Annotated in this window: 14 protein-coding genes and 1 rRNA gene; 5 read left to right on the top strand and 10 right to left on the bottom strand. The window is 64.9% G+C overall.

What is annotated here, in order from left to right; translation table 11 throughout:
• Nucleotides 1–387, bottom strand: a 16S ribosomal RNA gene (locus tag VIR62_RS13170); the annotation flags it as partial.
• A gap of 627 nt (nucleotides 388–1,014) precedes the next feature.
• Between VIR62_RS13170 and VIR62_RS13165 the strand changes: the two genes are divergently transcribed.
• Nucleotides 1,015–2,529, top strand: a complete 1,515-nt coding sequence (locus tag VIR62_RS13165) for a lipopolysaccharide biosynthesis protein (RefSeq protein WP_431871971.1) — start codon at nucleotides 1,015–1,017, stop codon at nucleotides 2,527–2,529.
• Here VIR62_RS13165 and VIR62_RS13160 read toward each other — a convergent pair.
• The gene (locus VIR62_RS13160) at nucleotides 2,526–2,954 is read right to left on the bottom strand and encodes a CBS domain-containing protein (protein WP_431871969.1); all 429 of its coding nucleotides are present in this window, start codon (nucleotides 2,952–2,954) and stop codon (nucleotides 2,526–2,528) included. The two genes, VIR62_RS13165 and VIR62_RS13160, sit on opposite strands and share 4 nt — an antisense overlap.
• A gap of 71 nt (nucleotides 2,955–3,025) precedes the next feature.
• On the opposite strand from VIR62_RS13160, the gene VIR62_RS13155 reads away from it, so the two are divergent.
• Both VIR62_RS13155 and VIR62_RS13150 read left to right on the top strand, forming a co-directional pair.
• Complete coding sequence (locus tag VIR62_RS13155; RefSeq protein ID WP_431871967.1) at nucleotides 3,026–3,328, top strand: hypothetical protein; 303 nt, start codon at nucleotides 3,026–3,028, stop codon at nucleotides 3,326–3,328.
• Nucleotides 3,309–3,686 (top strand): acyl-CoA thioesterase, encoded by a 378-nt coding sequence (locus tag VIR62_RS13150; RefSeq protein ID WP_431871965.1) that lies wholly within the window; start codon nucleotides 3,309–3,311, stop codon nucleotides 3,684–3,686. The genes VIR62_RS13155 and VIR62_RS13150 overlap by 20 nt, the downstream gene beginning before the upstream one ends.
• Before the next feature lie 39 nt (nucleotides 3,687–3,725).
• Here VIR62_RS13150 and VIR62_RS13145 read toward each other — a convergent pair whose 3' ends face one another.
• The 8 genes from VIR62_RS13145 to hisS form a co-directional block, all read right to left on the bottom strand.
• The gene (locus VIR62_RS13145) at nucleotides 3,726–5,447 is read right to left on the bottom strand and encodes a sulfatase-like hydrolase/transferase (protein ID WP_431871963.1); all 1,722 of its coding nucleotides are present in this window, start codon (nucleotides 5,445–5,447) and stop codon (nucleotides 3,726–3,728) included.
• A 71-nt stretch (nucleotides 5,448–5,518) separates the two neighbouring features.
• Entirely contained in the window at nucleotides 5,519–7,057 is a 1,539-nt protein-coding gene (locus VIR62_RS13140) for a DUF4139 domain-containing protein (protein WP_431871961.1), read from the bottom strand.
• An 8-nt stretch (nucleotides 7,058–7,065) separates the two neighbouring features.
• Nucleotides 7,066–8,448: a DUF4139 domain-containing protein gene (locus VIR62_RS13135; RefSeq protein ID WP_431871959.1), complete on the bottom strand. Its 1,383-nt coding sequence runs from the start codon at nucleotides 8,446–8,448 to the stop codon at nucleotides 7,066–7,068.
• A 174-nt stretch (nucleotides 8,449–8,622) separates the two neighbouring features.
• Entirely contained in the window at nucleotides 8,623–9,948 is a 1,326-nt protein-coding gene (locus tag VIR62_RS13130) for an OprO/OprP family phosphate-selective porin (protein ID WP_431871958.1), read from the bottom strand.
• A 190-nt stretch (nucleotides 9,949–10,138) separates the two neighbouring features.
• Nucleotides 10,139–10,750 carry a DUF4167 domain-containing protein gene (locus VIR62_RS13125; RefSeq protein WP_431871956.1) on the bottom strand — a complete coding sequence of 204 codons (612 nt, stop codon included), beginning with the start codon at nucleotides 10,748–10,750 and terminating at the stop codon, nucleotides 10,139–10,141.
• Nucleotides 10,751–11,008: 258 nt separating this feature from the next.
• Nucleotides 11,009–11,827 (bottom strand): peptide chain release factor N(5)-glutamine methyltransferase, encoded by an 819-nt coding sequence (gene prmC / locus VIR62_RS13120; protein ID WP_431871973.1) that lies wholly within the window; start codon nucleotides 11,825–11,827, stop codon nucleotides 11,009–11,011.
• Between the two features lie 97 nt (nucleotides 11,828–11,924).
• Nucleotides 11,925–13,001 carry a peptide chain release factor 1 gene (gene prfA / locus VIR62_RS13115; protein ID WP_431871954.1) on the bottom strand — a complete coding sequence of 359 codons (1,077 nt, stop codon included), beginning with the start codon at nucleotides 12,999–13,001 and terminating at the stop codon, nucleotides 11,925–11,927.
• Entirely contained in the window at nucleotides 12,998–14,275 is a 1,278-nt protein-coding gene (gene hisS, locus VIR62_RS13110) for a histidine--tRNA ligase (protein ID WP_431871952.1), read from the bottom strand. The genes prfA and hisS overlap by 4 nt, the downstream gene beginning before the upstream one ends.
• Nucleotides 14,276–14,516: 241 nt before the next feature.
• Here hisS and ppa point away from each other — a divergent pair, with 241 nt between their 5' ends.
• Together ppa and VIR62_RS13100 are read left to right on the top strand one after the other, a co-directional pair.
• Nucleotides 14,517–15,062 (top strand): inorganic diphosphatase, encoded by a 546-nt coding sequence (gene ppa, locus VIR62_RS13105; protein WP_431871950.1) that lies wholly within the window; start codon nucleotides 14,517–14,519, stop codon nucleotides 15,060–15,062.
• 140 nt (nucleotides 15,063–15,202) lie between these two features.
• Nucleotides 15,203–17,128 carry a M61 family metallopeptidase gene (locus tag VIR62_RS13100; RefSeq protein WP_431871948.1) on the top strand — a complete coding sequence of 642 codons (1,926 nt, stop codon included), beginning with the start codon at nucleotides 15,203–15,205 and terminating at the stop codon, nucleotides 17,126–17,128.
• The last annotated feature ends 108 nt before the right edge of the window (nucleotides 17,129–17,236 follow it).

Genomic DNA, 17,236 nt, shown 5'->3' with positions numbered 1-17,236 from the left:
GGCCTTCATCACTCACGCGGCATTGCTGGATCAGGCTTTCGCCCATTGTCCAATATTCCCCACTGCTGCCTCCCGTAGGAGTCTGGGCCGTGTCTCAGTCCCAGTGTGGCTGATCATCCTCTCAGACCAGCTAAAGATCGTAGCCTTGGTGAGCCTTTACCTCACCAACAAGCTAATCTTACGCGGGCTCATCCTTAGGCGATAAATCTTTGGACCGAAGTCATCATCCGGTATTAGCAGTCATTTCTAACTGTTATTCCGAACCTAAGGGCAGATTCCCACGCGTTACGCACCCGTGCGCCACTAACCCCGAAGGGTTCGTTCGACTTGCATGTGTTAGGCATGCCGCCAGCGTTCGTTCTGAGCCAGAATCAAACTCTCAAGTTAATGTCCGACCATCGGCGCCCGGGGGAAAACCCGGACATCCAAGGCCGGCTTCAAGGAGCCGTTCCTGCACATTACATATTACTGTGGATATGTATTGAGACATATAGGAACGGCATAATTTACCGACCTCCCGAGGCCTTAAAACCCTCGGGTGCCGGGGCCGCCGCCCACATGTCCCTTCATCTAAACCGACAATGTCAAAGAGCCGACGCCTCACCTCCCCCGTTTTACCGGGGCACCGGGTTACCGATTGATGAGACGCGAACGGGCCGGGCCAGATGGCCTGTCCCGCCGGTGAACAGCCATATATGGAGGAGATTTTCCACCGTCAATAGCTGTTTTCGAAACTTCCTGGGAAGCTTGGGAGAGCAGGCCGATAGGCTTTGCTCGAAAAAGCGATATGGGGAGCGGCGAACCGCTCTTCAAGTGCTTCTCTTCAAAAGCTTTTTAGAAGATTTCTCCCGATGCGGACCGTGGCTTGAAGCCGCGGCGCCCCGTCGGTGAGCGGGCATATGGTCGGGTCGATCCGATCCGTCAACCGGCTTTTTGAAGGTCCGGTCGAATCCGATCGACCCGTCCTTCCCTTCAAGCGCGAATTAACCCGCCTCCTGTAAGACCGCCGCCAGCATGAATTTCGATGGTCAGGTTCCCGTGGCGGCAAGGGCAAAATCGCAGGAAGATCAGTCGCCTGGCCTCGCCGAGCGTGTGCGGGGGGCGGTGCTGTGGCGGTCGGGCAGCCAGATCGTCGCGCAGCTCATTACCTGGGCGGCGACCTTCCTTGTCATCCGCCTGCTCGATCCATCCGATTACGGCCTTTTCGCTATGACCGGGGTGGTTCTCGTCTTCCTGAATTTGATGAACGGCTACGGATTCGCCAGCGCCCTGGTGCAGAGCGAATCGATAGACCGGCAGCGAGTCGCGCAGGTGTTCGGCATGCTGATCCTGCTCAACGGCGCTCTTGCCGCCGCCCAGGTTCTGATCGCGCCGGCGGCCGCCGCCTATTTCCGCCAGCCGATGCTCGCCGACATGCTTCGCGCTCAGGCCCTGCTCTACGCGGCGACACCCTTTATCGCTTTGCCCGGCGCCCTTCTCAGCCGAGAGATCGAGTTCAAACGGCAGGCGCAGGTCAATCTCCTGTCCGCGATCCTGAGCGCCGCGACCGCACTCGGCTGCGCGCTGGCCGGCTTCGGAGTCTGGTCGCTGGTGGCCGCGCCGATCGTCCTTTTCTGGACGCGGGGCATCGGGCTGACGCTGGCGACGGGGTGGCTGGTCCCGCCGAGCTTCCGATTCGTCGGCGCCGGCGCGATCTTCAGCTATGGCGGTGCGATGGTGATCGTGCAGTTCTTCTGGTTCATCCAGAGCCAGTCGGACGTGTTCATCGCCGGCCGCCAATTGGGTGCCCATGACCTCGGCCTCTACACGACCACCCTGTTCCTGACGCAGATCCTGGCGGCCAAGTTCGTGCCACCGCTCAATGAGGTCGCCTTCGCCGCTTATTCCCGAATCCAGGCCGACCGGGACAGGATGAGCGGCGCGTTCCTCAAGGCGACGCGGCTGGTGATGCTCGCGGCTTTGCCCTTCTATTTCGGGCTGGCGGCGACGGCGGAGCCGCTCATTCTCACCTTCCTCGGCCCCAAATGGGCGGAGACGATCGCGATCGTCCCCATTCTCGCCCTCGCCATGCCGTTCCTCACCCTCCAGATATTGTTCGCCCCCGCGACCAACGCGACGGGCAAGCCGGGAATCGCCGTCCGCACCGGCGCGGCTGGCGCGGTCATTCTTCCGGTCGCCTTCCTGATCGGCATTCGATTCGGGATAGAGGGCCTCGCTTACGCCTGGCTTGGCGGCATGATCCTGCTGACCGCGGTGACGGTGGTGTTTTCGAAGTCCAGCCTTGCCGTGGACCTCGTCCGACTGGCCCGCGCCGTGCGGCCGGGCCTGCTCGCCTCGGCGGCGATGGCGGCGCTGGTGCTGGCCATCGATTCGGCGCTGCCTCCCATGCCTCCCCAGCCGCGGCTGGCGATCCTGATCGCTGCTGGCATGGCCATTTATGGGGGACTTCTTTTCGCCTTCGCCCGGTCGCTGATGATGGAGCTGGTCGGAATGATCCGCAGCCGGAGCCCGGCGCCGGTCGCCGCCTAGGCGCTCTGGATATAGTTGCGCATCGCCTCGGCCTCGGTCTCGATACGGTCGATCCGATATTTGACCAGATCGCCGATCGACACGAGGCCGATCAGCCGGTCGCCCTCCACCACGGGTAGATGGCGTATTCGCCGCCGCGTGATCTGCGACAGTGCCGCGAGAACCGAGATGTCGGTGGTGACGGTGATGGCGGGTGCGGTCATCACCCGCTCGACCGGCCAGTCGAGGACGGCGGCGCCGTCCGTCCCGAGGCAATAGATGACGTCGCGCTCGGAAAAGACTCCGGCGACCTTGCCTTCGCGCAACACGGGAAGCGCACCGATTCGGTATTCGGCCAGCATCGAAACGGCGTCCCGAACCGTCCGATCGCCTTCGATGCTGTAGACGGTGTCGCCCTTGCTCCCGAGAATCGCCGCGATGGTCATGGGTCCGGCCTCCTTCCTGTGTCGCCGACTCAAGGGTTGATGATCACATGGCCCGCCGCCAAAGGGAAGCCATGCCCCGGCACGACCCCATCCCACCCAAGCTGGACCGTGCCGCCCTGGCCTGGGCGCGCTACAAGAGGCTGATGTCGTGGATGGCGATCGCCGCCGTCGTCGCGGTGCTCCTCTCGCTCGTCCATCTGAAGGGCGCGGGCAGGCCGGTGCCCGTCCACATGATGATCGCCGCCCTGGCGGGCGTCGGCCTGACGGTGCTGCTCGGCACGGCGCTGATGGGTCTCGCCTTCCTCGGCAATGCTTCAGGCCACGATGACGCGGCCAGCGGAAAAGAACGGAATGATGACCAAGACCAAGCGTGAACCGATCCTGCGCGTCGTGCCCCGGCCCGGCGACATCAACGCCAACGGCCATATCTTCGGCGGCTGGGTGCTTTCCCAGATGGACATCGCCGCCGGCATCGTCGCCTCGTACAGGGCGCAGGGGCCGGTCGCGACCGTCGCGATCGAGGCGATGGAGTTCATCGCGCCGATCCTCATCCACGACATCATCGCGGTTTATGCCGAGATCGAGCGGGAAGGCCGCACGTCGATGGGCATCCGCATCGAAGTCCTCGCCACCCGCGACCGCGGCCGGGCAGAAGTGAAGGTGACGGAAGCCTTGTTCACCTTCGTCGCGCTGGATGAGGAACACCGCCCCAAGCCGCTACCGAAAGAATAGTGGCAAAGGAGAGTTTCCCGGCGAAGGCCGGGGTCCAGCTCAACCGTCCTTCTGGACCCCGGCCTTCGCCGGGGAACTGATCTGCGAATCACCTGCCGGAGGCAGCGCGGTTCGGCCGAGGTCGATCCGCTGCCAGACGGGCTCGCGCCCCAGCCGCGCGTTGAACAGCGTGTTGAAGGTGAACGGATCGCCTGATCGAGGGATTAGCGATTCGCCATAGATCGCCCGGAAGTCGGCCGGTTCATAGCCCATCAGCGCCAGCAGGGTCGGGAATATCTGATAATGGCTGACGCGGTCGCGGTTGGCGACGAGGTTTGCCTGCCAGTCGAGCGTCGCCAGCCCATCGCCTTCGATCACGACCAGCGGCACGAGCCCTTCTTCGGGCACGGGATCGCTGCTGCAATGGGTGTTGAGCCCGGGATTGCCGCGCTCGTGCAGGTCCTGGCCGTGATCGGACGTGTAGACCAGCGTCGCCGCCGAGAGGTCCGCCCGCTCGAACAATCGATCGAAGAACGCGCCGACGTTCCAGAGCAAGGTGTTGCGATAGGCGTTGCGGTAGCGCCGCCAGTCCTCGCGCGTGCCGCCGAAACCTTCGCGGTTGCCCGTGTCGCTCACATCTTCATGCTGGCCGCGCGGCAGGGCCGGGCGGTGACGCATGAAGCGATCCGGATATTTGTCGTGGATCGGGAAATGTGCGCCCATCTTGTTGACGATGACGAAATCGGCGCTGTCGTTGCCGAGCAAAGCCGCCAGCCTGTCCGCCGCCGCCATGTCGCGGTCGCGTAGAGGCACGGAATCGAACTGGACGAAGGAATCGATCCTGCTCAACTCTTCAGGGTCCATGAGGTTCTGGAGCTCGCCGCCGGTGCGCTGCGCGTCGATATAGACGGTGCGGAAGCCCGCTTCATGGGCATAGTCCCAGATCGACGGCATCGTCGCATTGATGCGCTGATAGTCCGCCCGCGTGCCGCCGTAGCGCAAGGTGGCGTTCGTGCCGACGCTGCAGTTGGTGACCGCGGCGGCATGACCGTAATTGTAGATGTCGACGCCCGGCCGGGCGTCGGAGAGCCCGGAGCGGACGCCGCGCGGGTTGCCGAGATCGAGGTAATTGCCGCCGACGCTCTCGTCGATGATCAGCACGATGTCGCGCGGGGCCTGCAGCTTTCCCGGGATCAGGCGAACGTCCTGGCGCTGTCCCGTTTCGCCTGTGACCGTTTCGTAGATATTGAGGCTGGAATAACTGAGCGGGGTGAAGGCCCCCGGCAAGCCCCGCGCGCCTTCGCCGCCCCTGACGAAGAGGAGCAGGGACAGGAGCGCTACCCCCATCACGGGGGCGGCCGCGAACGTCAGATCAGGGAGAGGAGGGCGCCATTTCGGCTTCAGCGCCACTCCCGCGAGTAGCAAAAGGGCGGCGGGCACCGACCAGAGTATCGAGCCGCCATGTTGGTCCACGGCATCGCCCGCGAATCCGATCGAGTTCAGGAGATTGATGAAGGCGTCATAGGTGAGGCGCTGGCCCATGATCCGCTCGGTCGAATCGAGGAACAGTGACGAGGCGGAGAGGATGAGCGCGTAGGCAATGCGGAGCGGCGTGCTCGCGACATAGGCGGCGAGCAGCAGACCGAGCGTCAGGATGGCGAACAGGCCTGCGTACAGGACCAGCGCCGGCGACGCGCCGAGCGAGGCGGTCCTCTCCCCGATGGCGCCATAGCCCGCCCCCAGGTAGAGGATGATCAGCAGCTCCTTGAGCGGGAATTTCATTCAAATGCCTGTGTGCTGCCCCAACAAGCGGAGTAGCAAGATGCGCATAAGACCTGGTTAACGCTCCGCTATCAGTCCCGCCGCTTAAGGCGATAGCTGAGGGCTTTACAGCCGTTCGCCGGCACAGTGACTTCCCAGAGCGGGCGGCCATCGCGCTTCCTTAATCGCTCGCTGGCCCAAGCGACGCTGTGTCCCCGCGTAAAGAGCTTGGCTTCGAACGGAATCGGCCGGTCCTTTGCATTGGTGACCGTCAGACGATAATCGCCTCCACCATTCTCGAAAGTCGCTAGTTCCTCGATATGTGTCTGAACGTCGATCGATTCGCCTAACTCGACCTCGACCTCCTCGCCGATGGCAAGGTCACGGGTCCGCCCTTGGCCGACAAGGACGCGGCGACCCTTATGAATTTGAAAAAGAGCGACCTCACCAGAAGGCAGAGGCAAGCCGAGCCCTCCCCGCTCACTGTTCCGGGCGGTCACTACCGGCGTGGCGCCTTCTCGGCCTTCGCTGCCGACGTCCTGCCGATAGACGATCACGATCGGAACATCGCTGCGCTCAAGCAGAGCGACCTGTCTCTGGCTGTTGGCGGCGACCGTCACCGGCTCGGGAATGCGATAGAGCTTGAGATCGCCCAAAGCTTCCTGCTCGGCCATGATGGCGGCGGGCGCCCGCGATCCGGTCACGATAATACTCTCGCCCAAGGCCATCTCCATCGGCGCTGGAGGAGGGGGCGGAGGCGGAGGCGGCGGTGGCGGTGGAGGTTCGCTTAGGCCGGACGTAGTCGTCCCGGCCGGCCAACAGCGGAGCCTTATCGGCTCGCGCCGTGGAAGGACGGCATCGGCCTCCTCCCGGTTGGGCGCCCCGGCGACGGCGTGGGTATCGGCCTCGACAAATCCGGTCTCGTCGCCATTGGCGAGGGTGAGCCAGGCGAACAGGTCCATATGCTCGCCGTCGGGCGACAGCTCGGCGACATAATTGGCCTGCCAGTCGAAGCCGGTGGCGAGATAGGAGAGGGTGACCGCCGCCGTCACCGGCGCTTCGGATCGGACGCGGACCGACAAGGTCGGTTTGGCCGACAAACCCTGGGGCACCCGGTCGTAGAGCAAAGTTTCGTGGAGTCCGGTGCAGCGCAGTGCTTCGAAGCCGGCGGGCGTTTCCAGCACCACCGCTCCGTCGGCTCCCGATCGGATCACCGCCTCCGTTTCCGAAACCCCGCCGGTGGCGCCGGACGTGCGGCGGACATGGACACGCCGGCCGAGCGAAGCGTCGAGCAGGCTCGCCGGCGAAAGCAGCCAGGCATCCTGATTCTTCTCGATCACGCCGTCCGGGAAGCCGGTGACGATCGCGCTTTCCGGTATGATGCCGCCGGCGACGCCTTCGAAGCGCACTTCGCTTTCGCCGGCGGGAATGGAGACGGTGCGAGTCTCGCTGATCAGCGCATAGCCATTCAGCCAGCCCAGATTCATCGCTTCCCCGGTCACGCGGTTAGGATCGCGATAGACGGTCACCGCGACATCGCCCGGCCCATCCGACACGGCGATGGGCTGGGCCGCAACCGAGGGTGCAGCCAGAGCCAGCGCGATAATCAGACTTCGAAATGGCAGCCGCACGGCTGGACCTAGAACCGCGTGTCGAACGTGGCGGTCACGCTGGCCTCGCCATTGGCGGGAATGGCAACGCGCCACAGCGTCTCGTCGGCCGAACGACGCGAGCTTTCCTGGCTTTCATCGACGATGCGGGTATCGCCCCAAAGCCCGGCCTGGATCAGATCGACACTGACCGGCTCCGGGTTCGCATTGGTCAGCGTATAGCGCATTGTGGTCCGCCAGCGATGCTCGGACATCCTGCGCCGCTCGACGAGCACAGGCTGCACCTTCACGTCGAACGCTTCGCCCGTGCGGATGGCGATGTCCGATCCCATGGGCGTATGGCCGATGCTGTTCTCGCCAACGAACTGGGCCTGGCCGCGCGCGTCCCTCATATAGACGCGCACCGTGCCGGCGGGCAACGCATCGCCTAGTCCGGCATTACGCGAGCTCGAAAATTGCAGGACGCTGTCCGCACTTTCCGCCTGGTCGCGGGTCTGGAGCCAGCCGTTGCGATAGACATAGGCGCGCCGCGCGGCGGCGTCGGTCACGTCGAGGAAGCTAACCTGCTTGGTCTGCTGGCTGGCGATCGTCGTGCGCTCGGGCAGCGGATAGAGATAGAAGTCGCCAAGGCTTTCGCGGCCCGCCGTCTCGGTGCCGGGGCGGTTGCCGGGCGGCGCAGGAGGCGGCGGGGGCCGATAACCGCGTCGGTAGGAAGGCCCCTGCTCCTGCTGCACCTGACCGGCGATGAGCAAGGTATCGGCATTCTCGAAGGTCGTGCCGGTCGTGTTGGTGAGCGTCACCCAGCCCTGAACGTCGATCGTGCCCGCCGCCTCGTCGAACAAGGTGACATAGTCGGCCTTCCAGCTCATGCCTGGCGTCAGGTAGCTCAAGGTTACTGGCCGCGTTCCGGCGCGCGAGCTTTCCAGTGTCACCGACAAGGTCGGGCGGGCGCGGAGGTTCTCGGGGACCTCGTCGAAGATCACGCGGACGGGAAGCCCGTCGTCGCGCAGCACCTCGATCCGCTCGCCAATCTGGAGGACGACGCCCCCGTTCACGGCCAGCACCCGCGCGCGCTCCCGTTCCTCGGCGCCGCTGGCGGGATTGGTGCGGACGAGGGTGATCATCTCCCCGACCGCCTTTTCCATCAGCTTGGAGGGCGAGAGCAGGTCGAAGTCGAAATTCTGCTCGACGATGGCGACGTCCGGCGCATTCAGGGTAACGGTCTCAGGGCTTATCTGGCCCGATACATTGGGAAATTCCTGCCGCGAGCGTCCGGAGGGTATCGCCATCTGCCGCGTGTCCTGCACCAGAGCGAGATTGTCGTTGTAGATGGTGACGGCGACGTCGCCCTGGGCGTTTTGCGCCAGCGCGGGCGCGGCCAACAGGCTGGAAATCAACAGCAAAGAACGCATGACAAGCTCCCCCCGGAAGGACGGGAGGAGCTTGTTACATTATTACATACGATGTCAACCGGGGCTGTCGTCACCCTGAACTTGATTCAGGGTCCATCTCTCCGTCCCCGAGGCGGATCGTGACGGGATGCTGAAACAAGTTCAGCATGACGATGCGGATTGTTCTGGCGGTTGTCAGAAATCGACCTGGGCGCGGGCTCCGAACACGTCGATGCTGTAATCGCGGTCGCCGCCGACCGCCGGGATCGCGGCGTCGTCGTAGCTCATCCGGCCGTAGTTCAAGAGGAAGCGGACATGGTCCTCGGGGATCCAGACCAGCGACGCCTGGTAGCCCTGCTGCTTGCCGCCGATAATGGTCTCGTCGTTGAGGTCGAGATGGTCGTAGCGCAGGTTGACCTGGAAGGCGCCCATTCCGCCCTGGCTCAGCGGATTGAGCACCTTGGTGCGGTCGAACTTGCCGCCCTTGTAGCCGCGCGCCTCGCCGGTGAGGTAATAGCCGACCTCGGCATAGCCGCCGAAGAAGGTGGGGCTGGCGCCGTCATCGATTGTATCCGCGTTCAGCCAGTGCACCTCGCCCGCGGCATGGAAGGGCCCGTGAATTGCGGCGGCTTCAAGGCCGTAGCTGGTCTCCTCCGTCACGCCCAATTCGGGCGTCGCGAGGAAGCGGGTGTCCGTCGAGTGGACCATGGGGCGCTGGCGATAGCGGATGGTGTCGCCCCGTTCGGCCAGATCTTTATTGTCGCGGAAGTGCGCCGAGCCGCCGAAATGGAGCTGCGTCTCGCCCATCTTGGGCGCGAAGACGAGGCGCGCGTCGCCTCCGATGGAATTATTCTCGTCGTCGAGGTCGTGAACATTGTCAGTGAAAACGCCGACATTGGCGATCAGCGGCCCATTCTCATAGCCGGCGGAAAGGCCGACGCGGCGCTCGAAGTTGAAGGCGTCGGTGAACGCGGCCCGCTCCATGAAGGAGGTGAAGCGCGAGCTGGTCAGCTCCTCCAGCGACTGGAAGTTGTTGTGCTGGCCCACGGTGACGCCGAAGCCCCCGCCCGCATCGTAGCCGAGCGTGGCGTCGGTGATTTCGGCATCGCCCTCGGCGAAGTCGAGCTCGAACTTATAGTCGAAGCCGCCGGGAATCGTGCCCTCCACGCCGAGCCGCGCGCGGCGCAGCTCGTTGGAGAAGCCAAGCCCGCGATCCTCGACACCGTCGGGACTGCCGACATGCGCGACGTCATATTGAAGCCTGCCGCGCGGCTTGAACGACCACCCGCTGTCCTTGTCCTCGATGAGAGGAGCGCCCTTCCAGCTGATCGTGGTTCCGGATTCTTCCGCCGGCTTCTCGGCCTTCAGCGCGGCCATCTCGGCCTCGAGGCTCTCGACCTTGGCGCGCATCGCCGCGATCTCGGCGGCCAGCGCGTCGGCCTTATCCTGCGCGAAAGCCGGAGCGGCCGGGACGAGCACGCTCGCCGCCAACAATGCGGCCGTCAAACTCTTGATCTTCATCGAATGTACCCCGTCTCTTCTGCGACCGCCGCGACGTGCGACATCTTGGTTGATGACGCCACTAGGCGGTCTTGGTGACAGGGGCACGACTGTCTCGTGACATTATTGTTACGCCTGGGTCCTCCGGCAAGAGAAAAGGGCGGCGATCCGAAGATCACCGCCCTTCCTGGTGATTAGTCTAATATGACGGTCAGGCCGCCGGCGCCATTTCCTCGTCGCCCTCGTCACGCGGGCGGCGCGGGCGGCGGCGCGGAGCCTTGGCCTCGCCGCCCTCGATCGAGGCGATGGACGGCGGCAGGCTGTCGGCGGAAATCCGCTCCTCGCCTTCCTCCTGGTCCGCGTCCTCGCGGCTCGGGTCCTCGCGGTTGGGGCGCGCACGCTGCCGGCGGGGGCGTTCCTCACCACCGTCGCCGCGCTGATCACGTCCGCCGCGGGGCGAACGCGCGGGGCGCTCGTCGCGCTCCTCGCGGTCGTTGTCCGCCGAAGCGTTCACCGTCTCGTCCTGATCCTCGTCCTCGTCGGACGAATCGTCGCCCCGCTGCCGGCGCTGCTCGTCGAAGCGGGTGCGGCTCTCATTGAGGACACGGAAATAATGGTCCGCGAACTGCAGATAATATTCGGTCTGCACGCGATCGCCGGCAAGTTGCATGTCGCGCGCCATCGCCTTGTACTTCTCATGAAGCTGGGAGGCGTTACCGCGTGAGCGATTGTCCTGGCGATTGCCTGTATTGGGTGCATTGTTTGGCGAGCGGGGTCCGCCGCCGCGACCGCGCCTGCGGCCGCCCTGACGATTGTTGATCAAAGCTAGTCCTCGTCAAAGGTGGTCGTAATAGCCACTCCATCGGCTGGGCCCTTCCCAGCCGTTTCTTTGCGCGACTCCCGTGGCAGGCGGCCGCATGCGGCTCCCGCCTCCTCACGCCAGGATCGTCCGAAGACGCCAGAGCAATCGGGGGTCGGCGACGGGAAGCCTCACGCGATCAAAGCTGTGACAGGCCCCGTCCCTGCCGCCTATGTAACTAGCCGCGCGGGAAAATCCAAGGGGGAAAGCGTATCAATTATATTAAGCTTCGATGACAAGGCAACGTGGCCGCCCGCCAAGGTCTTGGCGGAGGGTCGCTTTCAGGCCTTCCGCTTCGAGCAGGGCCGTGACCGCCGTCGCCTGGGCAGCACCGATCTCGACGCAGGCGATACCGCCCTCGGTCAGCAACCGGCCGATCCGGGGTGCGAGACGGCGATAGTCGTCGAGGCCCTCCGGCCCGGCGAACAAGGCCTCGCTCGGCTCCCATTCGGAGACCTCGCCGGGCAGTTCGGCCGAATCCTCCACATAAGGCGGGTTGCACAAGATGAGGTCGAAGCGCTCCTCCACCCCCTCTCCCCAGTCACCAAGCCGGAACCGGGCGCGGCCGGCGAGGCCGAGGCGCCCGGCGTTGCGACCGGCCAGCGCCAGGGCCTTTTCCGACCGGTCGATCCCGAGCCCTCGCGCCTCCGGCCATTGATCGAGCGCCGCCAGCAACAGAGTGCCGGGCCCGGTGCCGAGATCGAGCACGGTGCGCGGCCCCGCCTTGCCGAAATGGTCGACCGCCGCCTCGATCAGCGTCTCGCTGTCGGGACGGGGGATGAGCACGCCCGGCCCGACCTCCAGCTCGACCGTCCAGAAGGCGCGGCGGCCGGTGATATACGCAACCGGCTCCCCCGCCTCGCGGCGGCGCAGGAGCGGTTCGAACGTCTCAGGCCCCTGGTTGTCGAGCCGGGAGAGGAGAAGCGATTCGCGCCCGATCCCCAAGGCATGGGCCATCAGCAATTCGGCGTCGAGGCGCGGCGTGTCGGAAATGTCCGCAAGACGGCGGACCGCAGCGCTCAGGGCTTTCCTGCAAGTTATCACCGCCCGTTCGTCCCGAGCGTAGTCGAGGGGCGTGTGTGATGAGTCCGTACCAGCGCCCCTCGACTTCGCTCGGGACGAACGAGGCTCGCGTACCTCAGGCGACTTGCTCATCCAGGCTCGCCAGCCGGGCCGCTTCGTCCTCGGCAATGAGGGCGCCGACCAGTTCGTCCATATGACCCTGGAGGATTTCGGGAAGCCGGTGGAGGGTCAGGTTGATGCGGTGGTCCGTCACCCGCCCCTGTGGGAAATTATAGGTGCGGATGCGCTCGGAGCGGTCGCCGGAGCCGACCATCGATTTCCTCGCCCCCGCCCGCTTGCTCGCCAGCCGCTCGCGCTCCAGCTCGTAAAGGCGGGTGCGCAGCACCTTCAGCGCCTTGGCCTTGTTCTTGTGCTGCGACTTCTCGTCCTGCTGGATGACGATCATGCCGGTGGGAAGGTGGGTGATGCGGACCGCGCTGTCGGTGGTGTTGACCGACTGCCCGCCCGGCCCCGAGGAGCGGTAGACGTCGATGCGCAGATCCTTGTCGTCGATCTGGACGTCGACCTCCTCGGCCTCCGGCAGCACCGCCACCGTCGCCGCCGACGTATGGATGCGCCCGCCGCTTTCCGTGACGGGCACGCGCTGGACGCGGTGCACGCCGCTTTCGAATTTCAATTTCGCGAACACGCCCTGGCCGGTGACGGAGGCGACGACCTCCTTGTAGCCGCCGACATCGGCGGCGCTGGCCGAGATAAGCTCGACCCGCCAGCCCTGCTCCTCGGCATAGCGCTGGTACATGCGGAAGAGGTCGCCGGCGAACAAAGCCGCCTCGTCGCCCCCCGTGCCGGCGCGGATTTCGAGCATCGCCGGCCGCTCGTCGGCGGCATCGCGCGGCAGCAGCCTCAGCGCCAGCGCCCGCTCGGCCTCGGGCAACCGCTTGCGGATGGCCTCGGCTTCCTCGGCGACCATCTCCCGCATCTCGGGATCGTCAGCCATGCCCGACAGCGCCTCAAGCTCCGCGCGAAGCCGCCGCACCTCGCCCGCCGCCGCCGCCGCCGGCTCGATCTCCGCATAATCCTTGGACAGGCGCACGAATTGCTCGGGCGCGAGATCGGGCGCCGACATGGCGTTCTGAAGCTCGTCTCTACGCGCCTCAATGGCAGCGATCCGTTCGGCGGAAATACGGGTCATTCGGCGTCGACACCGGAAAGCATGAACGGCAAGCCCAAAGCCTTAAAGACAGCGGTGCGAGCCCGTCCGCCATCTTCTCCCTCGACCTCGTCCAGCCGTTGGAGGTTAAAGTCACCAGCGGGGTTATCGACACTACGAATGAACACAACGCCATCATGTCCGCGCCGCCGAGCTACCTCGACACGCTTTTTCGCGTTCCCGCTGAAGCCTTCGTATACACCGATACCTGCTGCGCGCAGCTTTGTGACGACTTCACGCGCTCGAGGTCTTTCTCGTTCGTCTTCGACGACGAGAGAGACCGTAACGGTCTGCGGCTTCGGCTTCTCCAGCAGCATTCCCAGCCGTTCGATTCCGGCCGCCCAGCCGACCGCCGGCGTGTGGGGGCCGCCGAGCGCTTCGATCAGGCCGTCATAGCGGCCGCCGGCCACCACTGTGCCCTGTGCGCCGAGCCGGTCGGTGACGAACTCGAAGGCGGTGTGGCGGTAATAGTCGAGGCCGCGCACTAGGCGGGGATTGCGGGTCCAGGCTACGCCGGCGGCGTCCAAGCCCTCGGTCACTCGCCCGAAGAAGTCCGCCGCTTCGGCAGTGAGAAACTCGTCGATGGCCGGAGCACTGTCGGCAATCGGACGGTCTTTCGGGTCCTTGCTGTCGAGGATGCGCAGCGGGTTCTTGTCGAGACGGGCGAGGCTGTCCTCCGACAGGCTAGAGCGATTGGCCTCGAAATGCTCGACCAGCGCCTGGCGCCAGGCATCGCGCGTCTCGGCGTCGCCCAGGGTATTGAGCAGGAGCGTCACCCCCTCGGCGATGCCGAGCTCCTTCAGGAGCTGGTCGGCGAAGGCGAGGAGCTCGACATCGGCGAGCGGCGAATCCGTGCCGATGATCTCGGCGTCGAGCTGGTGGAACTGGCGGAAGCGGCCCTTTTGCGGGCGTTCGTAGCGGAAGGTGGGGCCGTGCGTCACGACCTTCAGCGGCGCGAGCTGCTGCCAGCCTTCCGAGAGATAAGCGCGGCAGATGCCGGCGGTGAATTCGGGGCGGAGCGTCAGCGAATCCCCGCCGCGATCCGGGAAGGTGTACATCTCTTTCGAGACGATATCGGTGGTCTCGCCGATCGACCGCGCGAACACTTCCGTCGCCTCGAACACCGGAGTCTCGATGCGTTGGAAGCCGTAGAGGCGCCGCACGCGGTCGAACACCTCGATCACCTTGCCGAAGCGGTCGGCGTCCTCGCCCCAGATATCCTGGGTGCCTCTGATCCGTTGCGGGCCCTTGCTCATATCTCGGCCCTTAGCATTTTTGCCCCCCGTGGGAAGCGGCTCGCCACACTTCGTCATTCCGGCGAAAGCCGGAACCTAAGAACATCGACCTGGGAGGTTCGCCGCTGACGGTGTTCCTGGGCCCCGGCTTTCGCCGGGGTGACGACGGAACAAGGAACCGTTCGCGGTTCGCGATTTTGCTGCACCTGCGAAGAAAAGCCCTTCGCCCGACCCGTCGTCAGGGCTATAGGGCCGGCCCATTATGAACATCGATCTGATTCCCATGGGCGACAATCCGCCCGACAGCGTCAACGTCATCATCGAGGTCCCGGTCGGCGGCGAGCCGGTCAAATATGAGTTCGACAAGAAATCGGGCGCCCTCTGGGTCGACCGCATCCTCCACACGCCGATGCGCTATCCGGCCAATTACGGTTTCATCCCGCACACCCTGTCCGAGGACGGCGATCCGCTCGACGCGCTGGTCGTCGCCCGCTCGCCCTTCATTCCGGGATCGGTGGTGCGGGTGCGCCCGATCGCCGTCCTGTGGCTGGAGGACGAGGCGGGCGGCGACGAGAAGCTGCTGACCGTGCCGGTCGATACGACTTTTCCCTATTATCAGGATGTCTCGGAAGCGGACGACCTGCCGGCGATCGTCAAGCAGCAGATCGAACATTTCTTCACCCACTACAAGGATCTGGAGCCGGAGAAGTGGGTGCGCGTCGGCACCTGGGGCGGGCGCGAGGACGCGCGGCGGATCATCCTGGAAAGCATCGAGCGGGCAAAGGCCGCGAACGGCAAGGGCGGCTAAGTCCCGTTCGTCCCGAGCGTAGTCGAGGCGCGCAGGCACTGACTCGGAGAAACGCCCCTCGACTACGCTCGGGACGAACGATTCTGGTGGGGTGGACGCGGGCGGAACGATCCTCCATCCAAGACGGCACAACCTCTTCGATGGAGTTTCCGTTGCGTCACAGCCTGATTGTTCCGTTCGCCCTTGCCCTTAGCACCTCCGCCATCGCCCAGACCCCGCCGGCCGAGCCCGTGCCGCTCGCGATCGACGAACGTATCCCGGCGGCCAGGGACATTCCCTATCCGGGCACGATCTCCATCGATGTCGACGCAACCGACACAGCGCGCGCCATCTTCCGAGTGAAGCAGACCATCCCGGTCGCCGCTGCCGGTCCGCTCACCCTCCTCTACCCTGAATGGCTGCCGGGAAACCACGCGCCGCGCGGGCCTATCGCCTCGATCGCGGGCCTGAAGGTGAGCGCGGACGGCAAGCCCATTGCCTGGCGCCGCGATCCGGCCAACGTCTATGCTTTCCACATCGACGTATCCGAGGGCGTGGGGGCGATCGACGTCGAGTTCCAGCACCTCTCGCCCACCGAGAAGGACGAGGGCCGCATCGTCATGACGCCCGAGATGATGAACGTTCAGTGGGAGAAGATGACGCTCTATCCCGCCGGCTATTATGTCCGGAATATCAATGTCCGGCCGTCCATCACGCTCCCGGCTGGCTGGCAGGGCGCGACGTCGCTCGACGTGGCGAAGAAGAGCGACAACCGCATCACCTACAAGCCGGTCTCGTATGAGACACTGGTCGACTCGCCGATGTTCGCCGGGCGCTATTTCAAGGAGATTCCGCTCAGCGAGGATGTGGACCTCAACATCGTCGCCGACCGCCCGAGCGACCTGGCCGCGACGCCCGAACAGATCGCCGCTCACAAGAAGCTGGTCGAGCAGGCGCTGAAGCTGTTCGGCACCCAGCATTATGACGAATATGAGTTCCTGCTCGGCCTCACCGACACGATGGGCGGAATCGGGCTCGAGCATCTCCGGTCGTCGGAGAACACCCATCCCCGCGAATATTTCACCAAGTGGAAAGAGGGCTCGGCCGGCCGCGACCTGCTCGCCCACGAGATGACCCACAGCTGGAACGGAAAGTATCGCCGCCCGGCCGACCTCTTCACGTCCGATTACCGGATGCCGATGCGCGACAGCCTGCTCTGGGTCTATGAGGGGCAGACGCAATTCTGGGGCAATATCCTCTCCGCCCGCTCGGGCATGATGCCGGTCGAGGACGTCAAGGCCGAACTCGCCCGCACCGCCGCTTATTACGACACGCTGCCCGGCCGCTCCTGGCGCCCGCTAATCGATACCACCAACGATCCCATCGTCGCGGCGCGCCGACCCAAGCCTTTTTCGAGCTGGCAGCGGTCGGAGGATTATTATTCCGAGGGCATGCTGATCTGGCTCGACGTCGACAGCATGATCCGCGAGCAGACGGATGGCGAGCGTTCGCTCGACGATTTCGCCCGCGCCTTCTTCGGCATCAATCCGGGCCACGAAGGCATCGTCACCTACACGTTCGACGATGTCGTCGCGACCTTGAACCAGGTCGCGCCCTACGACTGGGCCACCTATCTCGACCGCCGCGTCAACCAGACCGGCGAGGCGCCGCTCGAATGGGTCGAGCGCGGCGGCTACCGCCTCGAATATACCGACACGCCGACCGACTATTTCAAGTCGCGCGAGAAGGACCGCGAGATGATGGACCTCACCTACGCGATCGGAATCACGGTCGGGAAGGAAGGCGAGATCACCGGAGTCGCCTGGGATTCGCCCCTGTTCAACGAGGGGGTGACCACCGGCACGAAGATCGTCGCCATCGACGGCCGCGAATATTCGGACGACGATCTGAAGGGCGCGATCACCGCGGCCAAGGAAACGAAAGAGCCGATAAGACTGCTGGTGAAGAAGGGCGAGCTCTACCGTACCGTCGAGCTCGATTACCATGACGGCCTTCGCTATCCGCGCCTCGTAAAGGTGGGCAGCGGCCCCTCGACGCTCGACGCGCTGCTCGCACCGCTGCCCTGATGCTTCGATCTGCCCTGATGCTTCGATCCGCCCTGCTGGCCGGCGCGCTCGCTCTTGCGGGCGGCGCCTCCACGCCGGGCGCCGAAGCGCCCCCGAGGGAGCTGGCCG

It is taken from the genome of Allosphingosinicella sp. (assembly GCF_036570505.1).
In the GTDB taxonomy this organism is placed as follows: domain Bacteria; phylum Pseudomonadota; class Alphaproteobacteria; order Sphingomonadales; family Sphingomonadaceae; genus Allosphingosinicella.
Note: the sequence above shows the minus strand (reverse complement) of the source record. Positions and strands in the feature narration are given on the sequence as shown.